The organism is Paenibacillus rhizoplanae (assembly GCF_042684125.1).
Classification (GTDB): domain Bacteria; phylum Bacillota; class Bacilli; order Paenibacillales; family Paenibacillaceae; genus Paenibacillus_AQ; species Paenibacillus_AQ rhizoplanae.
The window spans coordinates 167,912-181,457 of record NZ_JBHUKY010000033.1 but is presented as its reverse complement, the minus strand read 5'-3'; the positions used below and the strand labels follow the sequence as shown (position 1 = coordinate 181,457).

10 protein-coding genes are annotated in these 13,546 nt (G+C 55.1%); all 10 read left to right on the top strand.

The genetic code is table 11. The features are described 5' to 3' along the window. The first annotated feature begins 1 nt into the window (after position 1). The 10 genes from ACFSX3_RS19680 to ACFSX3_RS19635 all read left to right on the top strand — a co-directional run bounded on the left by ACFSX3_RS19680 (position 2) and on the right by ACFSX3_RS19635 (position 13,333). Complete coding sequence (locus tag ACFSX3_RS19680; protein ID WP_209988045.1) at positions 2–967, top strand: dTDP-glucose 4,6-dehydratase; 966 nt, start codon at positions 2–4, stop codon at positions 965–967. After that, positions 964–2,160 (top strand): UDP-4-amino-4,6-dideoxy-N-acetyl-beta-L-altrosamine transaminase, encoded by a 1,197-nt coding sequence (pseC, locus tag ACFSX3_RS19675; RefSeq protein ID WP_209988048.1) that lies wholly within the window; start codon positions 964–966, stop codon positions 2,158–2,160. The genes ACFSX3_RS19680 and pseC overlap by 4 nt, the downstream gene beginning before the upstream one ends. Positions 2,161–2,183: 23 nt before the next feature. Then, on the top strand, positions 2,184–3,953 hold the full coding sequence (locus ACFSX3_RS19670; protein ID WP_379313175.1) for an N-acetylneuraminate synthase family protein: 1,770 nt from the start codon (positions 2,184–2,186) through the stop codon (positions 3,951–3,953). A gap of 19 nt (positions 3,954–3,972) precedes the next feature. Next, a complete protein-coding gene (locus ACFSX3_RS19665; protein ID WP_209988054.1) occupies positions 3,973–4,890 on the top strand; it encodes an aldo/keto reductase in 918 nt (305 codons plus the stop codon). 4 nt (positions 4,891–4,894) lie between these two features. Continuing rightward, on the top strand, positions 4,895–5,689 hold the full coding sequence (locus tag ACFSX3_RS19660; RefSeq protein WP_209988057.1) for an SDR family oxidoreductase: 795 nt from the start codon (positions 4,895–4,897) through the stop codon (positions 5,687–5,689). After that, a complete protein-coding gene (gene pseG / locus ACFSX3_RS19655; RefSeq protein ID WP_209988059.1) occupies positions 5,683–6,795 on the top strand; it encodes a UDP-2,4-diacetamido-2,4,6-trideoxy-beta-L-altropyranose hydrolase in 1,113 nt (370 codons plus the stop codon). Before ACFSX3_RS19660 ends, pseG begins: the two co-directional genes overlap by 7 nt. Further along, the gene (gene pseH / locus ACFSX3_RS19650) at positions 6,773–7,345 is read left to right on the top strand and encodes a UDP-4-amino-4,6-dideoxy-N-acetyl-beta-L-altrosamine N-acetyltransferase (protein ID WP_209988061.1); all 573 of its coding nucleotides are present in this window, start codon (positions 6,773–6,775) and stop codon (positions 7,343–7,345) included. Before pseG ends, pseH begins: the two co-directional genes overlap by 23 nt. Continuing rightward, positions 7,323–8,375 carry a pseudaminic acid synthase gene (pseI, locus tag ACFSX3_RS19645; protein WP_209988064.1) on the top strand — a complete coding sequence of 351 codons (1,053 nt, stop codon included), beginning with the start codon at positions 7,323–7,325 and terminating at the stop codon, positions 8,373–8,375. Before pseH ends, pseI begins: the two co-directional genes overlap by 23 nt. A 1,130-nt stretch (positions 8,376–9,505) precedes the next feature. Further along, positions 9,506–12,598, top strand: a complete 3,093-nt coding sequence (gene ileS, locus ACFSX3_RS19640; protein WP_209988067.1) for an isoleucine--tRNA ligase — start codon at positions 9,506–9,508, stop codon at positions 12,596–12,598. Between the two features lie 417 nt (positions 12,599–13,015). Continuing rightward, the gene (locus ACFSX3_RS19635) at positions 13,016–13,333 is read left to right on the top strand and encodes a DUF5665 domain-containing protein (RefSeq protein ID WP_209988517.1); all 318 of its coding nucleotides are present in this window, start codon (positions 13,016–13,018) and stop codon (positions 13,331–13,333) included. Positions 13,334–13,546: the final 213 nt, after the last annotated feature.

Here is a 13,546-nt window from a genome sequence, read left to right as displayed (position 1 = left end):
TATGAATATACTCGTAACCGGAGGTGCCGGATTCATCGGCAGATGGGTGGTCGGACGTTTGTTAAAGGATGGACAAAGCGTATGGGTCGTCGATAATCTCGCGAACTCATCGCTGGATAATCTGAAGGAGTATGAAGATAGCGAGCATTTGCAGAAGGTGCAGATCATGGACCTCAAGGACAGAGAAGCTCTGAAGGAGCTTTTCCGGGAGGTTTCCTTCGACCTGTGCTACCATCTGGCGGCAAGCATTAATGTGCAAGACAGCATAGACGATCCTGAGACCACATTCAATAATGATACGCTGGCCACCTTCTATCTGCTCGAGGAATGCCGCAAGCAGCAGGTGAAGATGGTCTTCATGAGTACCTGCATGGTCTACGCCAGAGCGGTGGATGAACAGGGAATTGACGAGCAATCCCCAATCAAGCCAGCCTCTCCCTATGCCGGGGCCAAAATCGCTGCGGAGAATATGGTGCTATCCTATTTCTATGCCTATGATCTGCCGGTGGTGGTCGTAAGGCCGTTTAACACGTATGGTCCCTATCAGAAAACCGGCGGCGAAGGCGGCGTTGTGGCGATCTTCATCCACAGCAAATTAAAAGGCGAGCCGCTGAATATCTACGGGGACGGCACCCAATCACGGGATCTATTATATGTGGGGGACTGTGCAGATTTCGTAGTGGAGGCAGGCTACAGCGACAAGCTTCACGGAGAAATTGTCAATGCAGGCACCGGTGAGGATATCACCGTCAATCAATTGGCCGAGCTGATTGCAGACGGGCAGGCACCGATCCAGCACGTTCCCCATATTCATCCGCAGAGTGAGATCCAGAAGCTGTTATGTAATTACAACAAGGCAGAGAAGCAATTGTCCTGGACGCCTAAGGTTACTACCCAAGAGGGTATCCGCCGGACAGAGCAATGGATTCTTGAGACCTTTCACCGAAAGGAGCCGAACCAGTCATGAGTAAAAGCAAACTGGCCATTGATGGCGGGAAGCCTGTACGTGCCCACTACTTGCCGTATGGGAGACAGATGATCGATGACGAGGATATTGAGTCTGTGGTCAAGGTGCTGCAAAGTGATTATTTGACCAGCGGCCCGGCCATTGAGCAATTCGAAGCAGAGATCGCAGCGTTTACTGGGGCAAAATATGCGGTGGCCTTCTCCAGCGGAACTGCGGCACTGCACGGAGCCTGTTATGCCGCCGGGATCGGCGAAGGGGATGAGGTGATTACGACTCCTATGACGTTTGCCGCCACAGCGAACTGTGTGCTGTATCAGGGGGGCGTACCGGTATTCGCCGATATCGATCCGCGGACGTATAATCTTGATCCGCAGCGGATCAGGGAGAGTATTACGGCCAGAACGAAAGCGATTATTCCCGTCCATTTCACCGGCCAGCCGGCGCAGCTTGATGAGATCCTGCAGATTGCCCGGGAGCATAATCTGATCGTGATTGAGGATGCCGCCCATGCGCTGGGTGCGAGATATAAGGATAGAAGCATAGGCTCTATCGGGGACATGACCATGTTCAGCTTCCATCCTGTAAAGCATATAACAACGGGAGAAGGCGGAATGATCACGACCAATAACCCGGTATATTATGAGAAGCTGCTGCAGTTCCGCACCCACGGCATCACCAGGGATGAGCGCAAGTTAAGGGAGAACCACGGACCCTGGTACTATGAGATGCAATTCCTCGGGTACAACTACCGGATCACAGATATACAGACCTCACTCGGCATCTCCCAGCTTCGCAGAATCGGGGGCTTCATCGAGAAGCGCAAGCAGCTTGCCGCCTTGTATTTGCAAGAGCTGAGCGCGACCAAGGAGCTTATTCTGCCGCATCAGCTTCCAGAGGCGGAGTCAAGCTGGCACCTGTTCATTGTCAGACTGCAGCTCGTAAGGCTGAAGGCCACCCGTAAGACGGTCTTTCAGGCGCTGCAAAAGGAGAACATCGGAGTAAACGTCCACTACATCCCCGCCTATCTGCATCCGTACTACGAAAGCTTGGGGTTCCGCAAGGGAATCTGTCCGGTCGCTGAGAGCTGCTACGAGGAATTCATTACACTCCCGCTATATGCGGGTATGGAACCTGAAGATGTGTTGGATGTGGTCGCTGCGGTCAAGAAGGTGATCCGCCACTACTCCAAGTGAAAATAGAGAAGGGAGTGATTAATGTGGCCAAAGTGAAGGTGATTGCCGAGATTGCCAATGCCCATCTGGGCGACCCCGGCCGGCTGCGGGAGCTGATCCTAGCGGCCGCAGGCAGCGGCGCTGACGGGGTGAAATTTCAATGGTTCCATTACGACAGCCTAGCGGTGCCGGATTTCATCCATTATCAGACGTATATCGATTTGTTCATCGGCAAGCAGCAATGGGCGGAGGCTGTACAGCTTGCCAAGGATGCGGGAATGGAGGTGTGGGTAGATATCTACGATGAATGGGGCGCCGGGCTGCTCACGGAGCTTGAATCGCAGGTAGATGGCTTGAAAATACCAACAACTGTACTCCAGTCGCTCCCCTTGACTCTAGCCCTGCTAAAGTTCGATAAGCCCTTGCTCATCGGTGTAGGCGGCTGGCTGGAGGAAGAAATGGATACGCAATTATCTTACATTCGGAGCCATTACAAAGGCCCCATCGTGCTCATGCACGGCTTCCAGGGCTATCCGACCCGGACAGAGGATTCCAACCTGAGCCGTATCGCCCATATCAAACAAACCTATCAGCTGGAGGTGGGGTTCGCGGACCATGAGGATGCCGATCATGAAATGGCGGTCGATCTTCCGGTCTATGCCTATTTGCTGGGTGCCAGTGTCATTGAGAAGCATATCACCCTGAACCGTGCGGAGAAAAGCATTGACTACTATTCCGCGCTGGAGCCGGAGGAGTTCAGGCGGATGGTGGATAAGCTGCGCCGGGCAGAGTGTGTACAAGGCAGCCTGGAAATCAAGGAATCGGAAAGAAGCTATCTGGAGGATTCCTCCCTGAGAATTGTCTCCCGCACAGAGCTGAGCCCGGGTCAAATGATTACGCCCGAGAACATAAGCTATAAACGTTCCTCCGTGCCGGATGCCTTCATGGTCCGCAATGCTTCCGTACAATTCCCTATGATTGCAACGGCAGCAATTCCAGCGAACACACCCATCACGCCGGGGAAGGTAAAAGCACCCAAAATCTGCATCGCCGTCATCTGCAGATTGAAATCCACCCGGCTCCGCCGCAAGGCGTTGCGCGAGATTCACGGCATTCCAGCCATCGAGAGATGCCTGATGAACTGTCTGGCTGTGCCGGGCGGCTATGAGGTGGTTCTGGCCACCTCGGATCTGCCGGATGACCAGCCGCTTACGGCGTTCAACCTGAACCATAAGGTGAAGGTGGTAACCGGCGACCCGGACAATGTGGCTGCAAGAATGCTGAGCGTGGCTGAAGCGGTCCAGGCGGATATCGTAGTCCGGGTCACCGGCGACAATCCGGCGATCTCTCCGGAGATGCTTAAGCTTCTGATAGACCGGCATCTGGCAAGCGGTGCAGATTTCACCTACGCCAAGGAGTCGACTATGGGGACGGTGGGGGATGTTTTTACCGTTGAAGCGCTGAGAAGGCTGCTGCACTATTCCAATCCGCTTACGCATGCGGAGTATCTGTCCTTTTACTTTTTCAACAATCCGCATCTCTTCAACCTCAATGCTGTGGACCTTCCTGCGGAGTGGGTGCATCCTGAGTGGCGGTTAACCATGGATGAAATTCAGGATCTGGAGCTGTTTGAGGAGATCTACCAGGCACTGGATGTGGGTGCAAGACCGCTATCCTTCGAAGAATTGAAGGAATTCCTGCAGGGCCACCCTGAGGTGGCTGAGCGCAACCGGGGCATTCAGGTGAAATGGCGGGATGATACAGAGCTGGTCAAGGAGTTGAATGCAGCAACCACCCTGAAGAAGGGACTATAACAAGTTAGTGAGGCTTCGGATGATGATAAATAAAGCCAGCCTTGTGCTGGGGACGGCCCAGTTGGGCGGAAATTACGGGATTGCGAATACAGCTGTCAACCGCTCTGTGCAACAGAGGAACGGGCTGCTCCAATATGCCCTCTCCTCGGGGATCGGTTATTTGGATACCGCACCGGGCTACGGGGACAGCGAGTCTATTATCGGAGATTGCCTGGAACACACTGAGCCGCAGAGCCGGCCGCAGATTGTGACGAAGCTCCCTTCCGTCCAGCGGTTAGGGCTGCTCACGGAGGAAGCGCGGAGGAGGTTCGTCACCTCTTCCGTGCATGCTTCCCTGAACCGGCTGAAGTGTTCTGCGCTGGATGTCTGTCTCTTGCATGATCCGCTGGATATGACTTACCAGGGCGGCGAAATTCTGCGAATGCTGCAGGAGCTGAAGCAGCAGCAATGGATCCGCAGAATCGGCGTATCTGTGTATGATACGGAGGATGTTACGAATTTTTTGAGCGTGGAGGGGCTGGACAGCATTCAAATTCCGCTGAATGTCCTGGACCAGAGGTGGCTAGCGAATGGAGTGCTGGAGCAGCTCGCCCGGAGGGGCACAGAAATCTTCGTCCGCAGTGTCTATCTGCAAGGCCTGCTGCTGATGGCACCGGAGCAGCTTCCGGCGGGACTGAAGCAAGCGGAGCAGCCGTTGTTACGATTAATCAGGTACAGCAAGGAAACCGGGATAGCGGTTAAAGAGCTGTGCTTCCTCTATGTGAGGGATCTTCCGGGGATATCCGGACTGGTGATTGGCTGCGAGACGGTGGAGCAGGTGCAGGAGAACCTGCGGATGATGGCGTTGCCCCCTCTAAACCGGGCGGTGAGACAGACGCTTGGTGAATCCTTTGCGGATATTCCTGTAGAGATCATTGACCCCAGGAGGTGGAAGTAACCGGATGCGTACTCTTCAAGAATTATTTAATCTGCAAGGACGGACAGCGGTTGTGACCGGAGGGGCTGGTTATCTGGGCACAGCCATAGCGGAGGGGCTGGCTGAGGCTGGCGCGGCAGTCTATCTGGTAAGCTCGAACGGACAGCGCTGCATGGAGGCCGCTGAGGCGATCGCCCGCACCACCGGAGCAGCCTGCTTCGGCAAGGCTATGGATATCCGGGATGAAGCATCAGTTAGAGAGTGTATTCAGAGCATCGCCGAAGCGGCTGGAAGCATAGATATCCTGGTGAATAATGCTGCGTTCAGCTCAGCCGCCAAGCTCGCGGTTATGAGTGAAGAGCAGTGGCTGGCCGGGCTGGACGGGACGATCAATGGAGCCTTCAGATGTGTCAAGGCGGTCCTGCCCTATATGGTTGAACAAAAGAGAGGCTCCATCATTAACGTCTCCTCGATGTACGGGCTAGTCTCGCCTAACCCGGAGGTCTACGGAGACAGCGGGATGGATAATCCCGCCAATTACGGAGCAGGTAAAGCGGCGATAGGCCAGTTTACCCGTTACATTGCCTGCCACTTCGGGCAGCACGGAATCAGAGCGAATACGGTATCGCCTGGGCCTTTTCCTAATGCAGCGGTTCAAGCCGACCCGCAGTTCATCCGGCAGCTGGAGAGGAAGAATCCGCTGGGCAGGATCGGCACCCCTGAAGATCTGAAGGGAGTGATGGTGTTCCTGGCTTCCGCCGCCTCAAGCTATGTTACAGGTGAGAATATCTCTGTTGACGGAGGCTGGACCGCATGGTAAGCACAGCAGCTAACCAGAAGAATATATGGATTCGGGCCGATTCCTCGTACTCAATGGGCACGGGCCATATCATGCGCTGTCTGACACTTGCAGGCGGGCTTGCCGCCAGGGGCGGGCAGATCACGTTCATTTGCCGCGAGCTGCCGGGGAATCTGGCAGACTATATCAGGGGTCAGGGCTATGCGGTGGAGCTGCTGCCCTCGCCGGATGATCCGTCGTACGCCGCATTCTGGCTTCAGGTGGATTGGCGGACCGATGCCTTGCAGACGGTGCAGCGGCTGGAGGGAGCTGCTCCTGCAGATTGCCTCATTGTTGACCATTACGGGATTGATAAGCGGTGGGAGACATGGGTGCAGGGAAAAGTGAAGAAGATCGTGGCCATCGATGATTTGGCGGACCGTCCGCATCAATGCGATCTGCTGCTGGACCCCAATCCATCTGCTGCCAGGGACCGCTACCAGGGGCTGCTTCCTGCTTACTGCACGAAATTGACAGGCACATGCTATACGCTGCTGCGGCCGGAATTCCGCGCGGCTAAGCTGGGGCTGGCTGAACGGGACGGAAGCATAAGCAGGGTTCTGGTGTTTTTTGGCGGCACAGATCCTACGGGTGAGACTCTCAAAACCTTACAGGCTCTGCAAAGTCCCGCCTTCGCTAACCTGAAGCTGGATGTCGTAGCAGGCGGAATGAACCGCCGCAAGGATGACATCGCAGCCTTATGCGACACGATGCCGCAGGCCAGCTTCCATTGTCAGGTTGATTACATGGCTGACTTGATGCAGAAGGCGGACCTCTCCATCGGAGCAGGCGGAAGTACGACCTGGGAGCGCTGTTACCTGGGCCTGCCTTCGCTGTGCATTATTACGGCGGATAATCAGCGGGAGATCACGGCCTTGGTTCATGCGCAGGGGGCTGCATTCAGCCTGGGGAAGAGTAACGAGGTGACCGCCCAAGGAATTGAGCAGGGTCTTAAGGCTATGCTGGCTGATTCGGCGTGGGTACGGGCCATGTCGGAGCAGGCGCTCCGCCTGATGGGCGAGGATAAATGGGATGAGGTCATAGACAGGATTATGGGAGGGGACTATGGCAGACCTAAGGGACTATAGGCTTGAGAAGCTGAGCCAGGAGCATAGCAGGCTAATATGGGAATGGCGCAATGCCGATCACATTAGGCCCTATATGAATCATGACGGGATCATTCCGCTTGAAGAGCATCTTCACTGGATGAATACCATAGCGGAGGATACCAGCCGGGTGGTCCGAATCTGTTACTATCTGGACACACCGGCAGGCTTCGTGCAGTTCTCGCAGATCGACAAGGGCCACAAGACCTGTGAGTGGGGCTTTTATATAGGGGACAAGAGCTGTCCCCCCGGCTCCGGCACCATGATGGGAATCTTGGCGCTGGACCATATTTTCCAGGTAGAGCAGCTAAATAAGGTGTGCGCGCAAATCCTGGATTTCAATCAGCGGAGCTTGTCCTATCACCGCAAACTAGGCTTCATAGAGGAAGGCAGGTTAGGCAGACAACGGATCAGAAATCATCAGCCTGTGGATGTGGTCTTGATGGCCCTGTTCCGGGAGCAATGGGAGAAGCACAGGCTACGGCTGACAGAGGAGGCAACGACAGGCCATGAAGGAAATAAAGATCGGTAACCGCACCATCGGCAGCGGGCATCCGCCTTTTGTCATCGCGGAGATGTCCGGTAATCATAATAAGTCGCTGGACCGTGCGCTCGAAATCGTTAAGGCCGCCGCCCGGGCGGGCGCACATGCGTTCAAAATCCAGACCTATACGCCGGACACCATGACGCTTAATCTACGGAATAAGGATTTTATGATTGGGGAATCGAACGGACTGTGGAAGGGGAAATCGCTGTATGAGCTGTATGCTGAGGCGTATACGCCCTGGGAGTGGCACGAGCCTATCTTTGCTTCGTGCAGGGCGCTCGGGATGATTCCGTTCAGCACCCCGTTCGATGAGTCCTCGCTCGAATTCCTGGAGACCCTCGGCGTAGACTGCTACAAGATCGCTTCCTTTGAAAATAATGATATTCCCTTACTGCGTAAGGTAGCCTCCAAAGGGAAGCCGATGATTATTTCCACCGGGATGGCCTCGCTTGGCGATATTGAACAGGCTGTGCGCACCATTACCGGGGCAGGCTGCCAGGAGTATATACTGCTCAAATGCACCAGCAGCTATCCGGCTTCACCCGAGAATACCAACCTCAATACCATCCCGTATCTGCGCGATGTCTTTCGTGCTCAGGTGGGCCTGTCCGACCATACCCTGGGCGTAGGGGCAGCAGTAGCAAGCGTGGCGCTGGGCAGTACGGTGATCGAAAAGCATTTTACCCTGAACCGTGCAGAAGGCGGGGTGGATGCTGCATTCTCCCTGGAGCCGGCAGAGTTCGCTTCCCTGGTCCGGGAGACGGATACGGCCTGGAGGGCACTCGGCGGCGTCTCCATCGGTCCCACCCCCGAAGAAGAGAAATCCCTGCAATTCAGACGGTCCGTCTATACTTCCAAGGACATCAAGGCCGGGGACCTGCTGACTGCGGATAACATCAGAGTCATCCGTCCCGGTTACGGCCTCGGGCCAAAGTATTATGACTTGCTTCTCGGCAAACGCTTAAGAACCGATCTGCCCATCGGCACCCCGCTGAGCTGGGACCTGCTGCTGTAATCCGCCTTGACAATTGGGGCGAAAACGTCTATAACTAGAACATATCTGTATCCATTGAATCTAAATTCGATGACGGGACAAGTACGATAAGGTAACGTTCTCCAGAGAGTCGGTGCTTGCTGCGAGCCGATCGTTCACGCCTTACCCGAAGATCCTCCCCTAGAAGCTAAGCTGAAGCGTGTATACGTGTGTAGGCTCCGCCGTCTGCCGGACGTTATCCCGGACCCGCATGGTTGTCTATTGCCTGCGGACTGAGATTGTGCTGAATCCACACCCCTTAGGATGTGCGTGCAGTGCAGATTAGGGTGGTATCGCGAGCGCTGTCTCGCCCCTTTGGGGGCGGGGCGGCGTATTTTTGTTTGGTGGGCACCCCCCTAAATCCCCCTTACAAAGGGGGACCCCAAGGGCTGGCCGCCCTCTGGACACCCGCAGGCAAGTGCTCCGTGCGGGGAGAGGGGGCGGCGGACGGGAAGGGATTTGTTCGAGCGGGGAGCGGCCCTTCTTAGGCTCCCCTACGGGACGCCTGCGTGGCCTTAACTGCGCCCCGAGCGAGGGGCCAAGAGCCCCCGGCAAGAACCCCAGGCACAGCCCGGACGGTGTAACGGACTGAGGAGCTCTTATTTTGGAAGAAAGCTACTATTAGGGCAAGTAAAGGACCCCACAGCCCTTATTACCGGAAATTTCGCTTCTAGATGGTTCTTAGCAGGACAATAAGGTCCACTGGGTCCGTTAGCTCGCCAATAGTGCTGTTTTCTTGAATATAACGGCTCTGCGGTCCGCTAGGACTGACCTACTCGGTTGGTGTGGCTTCTTTTCATCCAACCTTCAGTGGGCCTGAGTTAAAGATTCATGCTGCATTAGCGCAGTTAAGGCCCCGCAGGCGTACCCGTCAGGGCAGCCTAAGAAGGGCCGAGGACTCCGCCGAAGTAATCCTTCCCGTCCACTGATCCTGTTCCTCGCACGATGCACTTATTTCGGGTGTCCAGAGGGCAGCGCCCTTGGGGCCCTCCCTTGGCGAAGGGAGGGTTTGGGAGGGATCGAAAATTTTTAAAGTTTTAAAATCTTTTAAGAAAAAGAAGGCTCGGATGATATCCGATAAAGTTTAAGACTAAACGAAGGGATTGACCATCATGCATAAGGTAGACGTCAAAGAAAAAGCCCGGGCCAGAGATGTCCGGATCTTGAAAAAGTGGAGCGAGGAGGACACATTCCGCCGCTCCATGGAGAACCGCGAGGGACGCCCCAACTATGTGTTCTATGAAGGACCGCCGACGGCGAACGGAGTGCCACATATCGGGCACGTGCTGGGCCGGGTCATCAAGGATTTTATCGGCCGCTACCAGACCATGAAGGGCTTCCGCGTTATCCGCAAAGCGGGCTGGGATACGCACGGCCTGCCGGTAGAGCTCGGGGTGCAGAAGAAGCTCGGCATCTCCGGCAAGCAGGATATCGAAGAATACGGTGTGGAGAAGTTCATCAAGGAATGTAAGGAAAGTGTATTCGGCTATGAGAAGCAGTGGCGGGAATTCACGGAAGCGATCGGCTATTGGACGGATCTGGATCATCCGTATGTAACGCTGGACAATACGTATATCGAGAGCGTGTGGAACATCCTGGCTACGGTTCATGAGAAAGGCCTGATGTACCGGGGTCACCGCGTCAGCCCTTACTGTCCGAGCTGTCAGACGACCCTTAGCTCCCATGAAGTAGCCCAGGGGTATAAGACTGTTAAGGATCTTAGTGCTACCGCTAAGTTCAAGCTGGACGGCAGCGGCGACTATGTGCTGGCCTGGACGACTACGCCTTGGACGCTTCCGGCGCATATGGCGCTGGCGATGAATCCGGCTATGGAATATGTGCGTGCGCAGCAGGAAGACGGCGTGTATGTACTGGCGAAGAATCTGGTGGACGAAGTGTTGAAGGGTGAGTACACCATCCTGTCTACACACACAGGCGCTGACTTTATCGGCCAGAGTTATACACCGCCGTTCGGTTATATCAAGGCGGAGAAGCATAATGTGATCGTCGGAGCCTCTTTTGTAACGGATTCCAGCGGTACCGGGATCGTACATATGGCTCCGGCACACGGGGAAGACGACTATAAGAGCTGCCGCGAGAATGGGATCAGCTTTGTGAATGTAGTAGATACTTCCGGCAAGTATACGGATGTAGTGAGTGATTTTGCAGGACGGTTCGTGAAGGATTGTGATCTGGATATCGTGAAGGTGCTGTCTGAACGCGGACTGCTCTACCATAAAGAGAAATACGAGCACAGCTATCCGTTCTGCTGGCGCTGCGACACCCCGCTGCTCTATTATGCAACAGACAGCTGGTTCATCCAGACGACAGCGATCAAGGATCAGCTGATTGCCAACAATAACAGTGTGGACTGGTACCCGGACCATGTGCGCGAAGGCCGCTTCGGCAAGTTCCTGGAGGAGCTGGTGGACTGGAATATCAGCCGTAACCGCTACTGGGGTACGCCGCTTAACGTATGGGTCTGTCAGGATACCGGCAAGGAATTCGCGCCGCACAGCATCGCCGAGCTGAGAGCAATGGCCATCGGTGAGGTGGCTGAGGATATCGAGCTGCATAAGCCGTACGTGGATAATATCCAGCTGCGCAGCCCGTTCAGCGAAGGCGGCATCATGGTCCGCACCCCTGAAGTGATCGACGTCTGGTTCGACAGCGGCTCGATGCCGTTCGCCCAGAGTCATTATCCGTTCGAGAATCAAGACCGGTTCGAGGACCAGTATCCGGCAGATATGATTTGCGAAGGGATCGACCAGACGCGCGGCTGGTTCTACAGCCTGCTGGCCGTATCGACCCTGTTCACAGGGAAGGCGCCGTATAAGGCGGTTATCGCCCACGGCCATATTTTCGATGAGAACGGCCAAAAGATGTCCAAATCCAAAGGCAATGTCATCGACCCTTGGGAGATCATGAACGAATACGGCACGGATGCCTTCCGCTGGGCCATTCTGTCTGACAGTGCGCCGTGGAACAACAAACGGTTCTCGCGCGGTCTGGTCGGGGAGACAAAGTCCAAGGTAGTGGACACTCTGGTGAACACGCATGCCTTCCTTACGCTGTATGCCGGGATCGACGGCTATGATCCTGCGGATCACCCGTTCAAGTTGTCTGAGCATAAGCTCGACCGCTGGATTTTGTCCCGCCTGAACAGCCTGATCGTGCTGCTCGATAAGGGGCTGGCCGTGAATGATTTTGTGAACACCTCTAAGGCCATTGAGAACTTCGTGGATGAGCTAAGCAACTGGTACATCCGCCGTTCCCGTGACCGGTTCTGGGGCAGCGGGCTGGGTGAAGAGAAGCTGGATGCTTACCGCACCCTTACGCATGTCCTGCTGACCACAGCCAAGCTGATGGCTCCATTCACTCCGATGCTGTCCGAGGATATCTTCACGAACCTGGGCGGCGGGGAGAGCGTGCATCTGGCAGACTATCCGGCAGCGGATGAGAACCTGATCGATCTTGCCCTGGAAAAAGATATGGAGTACGCCCGCGGCATCGTCGAGCTGGCCCGTAACGTCCGCAACGAGAGCGGCATCAAGACCCGCCAGCCGTTGTCCGAGCTGATCGCGTCCACTCCGGACGACTTCAACGTGGCGGATTATGAAGAGCTGATCAAAGAAGAGATCAACGTTAAAAATATCGTCATCGAGCACAGCGACAGCGGCTTCGTAGACTTCACCCTGAAGCTGAATCTGAAGGTAGCAGGGAAGAAATACGGCAAGAGCGTCGGCTTCCTGCAAGGCTTCCTCAAAGCGATGGATAGTGACGCTACCCGCAAGGCGGTACAAGAAGGCGTTATCGCCATTGTGTCACCGGACGGGGAAGAGCTGCAGATTACGTCCGAGGAGCTACTGGTTGAGAAGCAGGCCAAACCAGGCTTTGCCTCCGCTTCCGGCTATGGACTGACTGTGGCCCTGAACACAGAAATCACGCCGGAGCTGGTACAGGAAGGCTGGGTACGTGAAGTCGTACGTGCGGTGCAGGATTACCGCAAACGTCTGGATCTGCCGATCGACAAGCGGATTGCCCTGACCCTGCATGTCGATGACGAGCTGAAGGCGGCGGTGACTGCATTCGAGCATGTGCTGCGTGAGAATGTACTGGTGACTACGGTTGATTTTGACGGAGATTATACCTATGAGACAGTGGATGCCGGCGGCAAGAGCATCGGTATTCATATCGGCGCTTAACTCCAGAGCGGCCGCGCATTTCCTGCATTACTTGTCCATGTATGGCATATACTAGCCGCAAAGGAATAGTTTCCACGGGTTAGAATGCAAATGACGAGCCCTGTGCTTGAAGAGAGAATTCTCTTCGACCGGGCTCGTTTGTTTTGCGGCGTATAGACAACCAGGAGGTGCAGGGGCATGGCTGGATGGAACAACGGGAATATTCCTGCGGAGCAGCCGAAGCAGCCGGAAGAACCGGGCAGAATTTCGATCAGAACCACAGACAGAGGGAACAACAGGGAGGACGCGCCGCATGAGAAGCAACCCCCGTATTCTGGAGCAGGTCCAACGGGCAAGACAGATCCGGGCACAGAATATCCTGAGAAAAGTCAGCCAAGCGCTTCCAATCCTAAGCCTACAGCGGCTGTTACAGCAGCCATTGATCCGGCCGATCTTCCCCCGGAAGAGAAGCTGAACGCCCTGTACCGGATGACCACGAGTCTGGCCCAGCAGATGGAGAAGTCACGGATCTCGGAATATACGGAGCTGCTGCATTCCCCGTTCCGGCTGATCTGGCTGAATATTCTCTCCGGGGCGGCCAGGGGGCTGGGGATTGCGCTCGGATTTACTTTTTTTGCAGCGACGATTATCTATGTGCTTCAGGTGCTGGGTGCGCTGAATCTGCCGATCATCGGCGACTATATCGCGGACATTGTGCGGATTGTCCAGCATCAGCTGGAGCTGAAGACGTTCTGAGCGGCGTTGAACCTGAAATAACCCCACATTGTGGGGCATGGCGATTGCGAACAGAAGGAAATGGAACAGGGCTCCAAGACAAGCGCAGGGATAGTTGTAGGATGTTCGGAATGTAACTAAACAGGATATCGCGTATAAAACAGATGTTTTACTTGTACAAAGTGCAATTAAGCCTATCCAGCTCCCTCATCGGATCATTCCTAACTATTGCCA

Bases quoted from the DNA above. Each gene is read 5' to 3' on its own strand.
- ACFSX3_RS19665 (WP_209988054.1), top strand. From the start codon at position 3,973: ATGATGATAAATAAAGCCAGCCTTGTGCTGGGGACGGCCCAGTTGGGC.
- pseH (WP_209988061.1), top strand. From the start codon at position 6,773: ATGGCAGACCTAAGGGACTATAGGCTTGAGAAGCTGAGCCAGGAGCAT.
- ACFSX3_RS19660 (WP_209988057.1), top strand. From the start codon at position 4,895: ATGCGTACTCTTCAAGAATTATTTAATCTGCAAGGACGGACAGCGGTT.
- ileS (WP_209988067.1), top strand. From the start codon at position 9,506: ATGCATAAGGTAGACGTCAAAGAAAAAGCCCGGGCCAGAGATGTCCGG.
- ACFSX3_RS19680 (WP_209988045.1), top strand. From the start codon at position 2: ATGAATATACTCGTAACCGGAGGTGCCGGATTCATCGGCAGATGGGTG.
- pseI (WP_209988064.1), top strand. From the start codon at position 7,323: ATGAAGGAAATAAAGATCGGTAACCGCACCATCGGCAGCGGGCATCCG.
- pseC (WP_209988048.1), top strand. From the start codon at position 964: ATGAGTAAAAGCAAACTGGCCATTGATGGCGGGAAGCCTGTACGTGCC.
- pseG (WP_209988059.1), top strand. From the start codon at position 5,683: ATGGTAAGCACAGCAGCTAACCAGAAGAATATATGGATTCGGGCCGAT.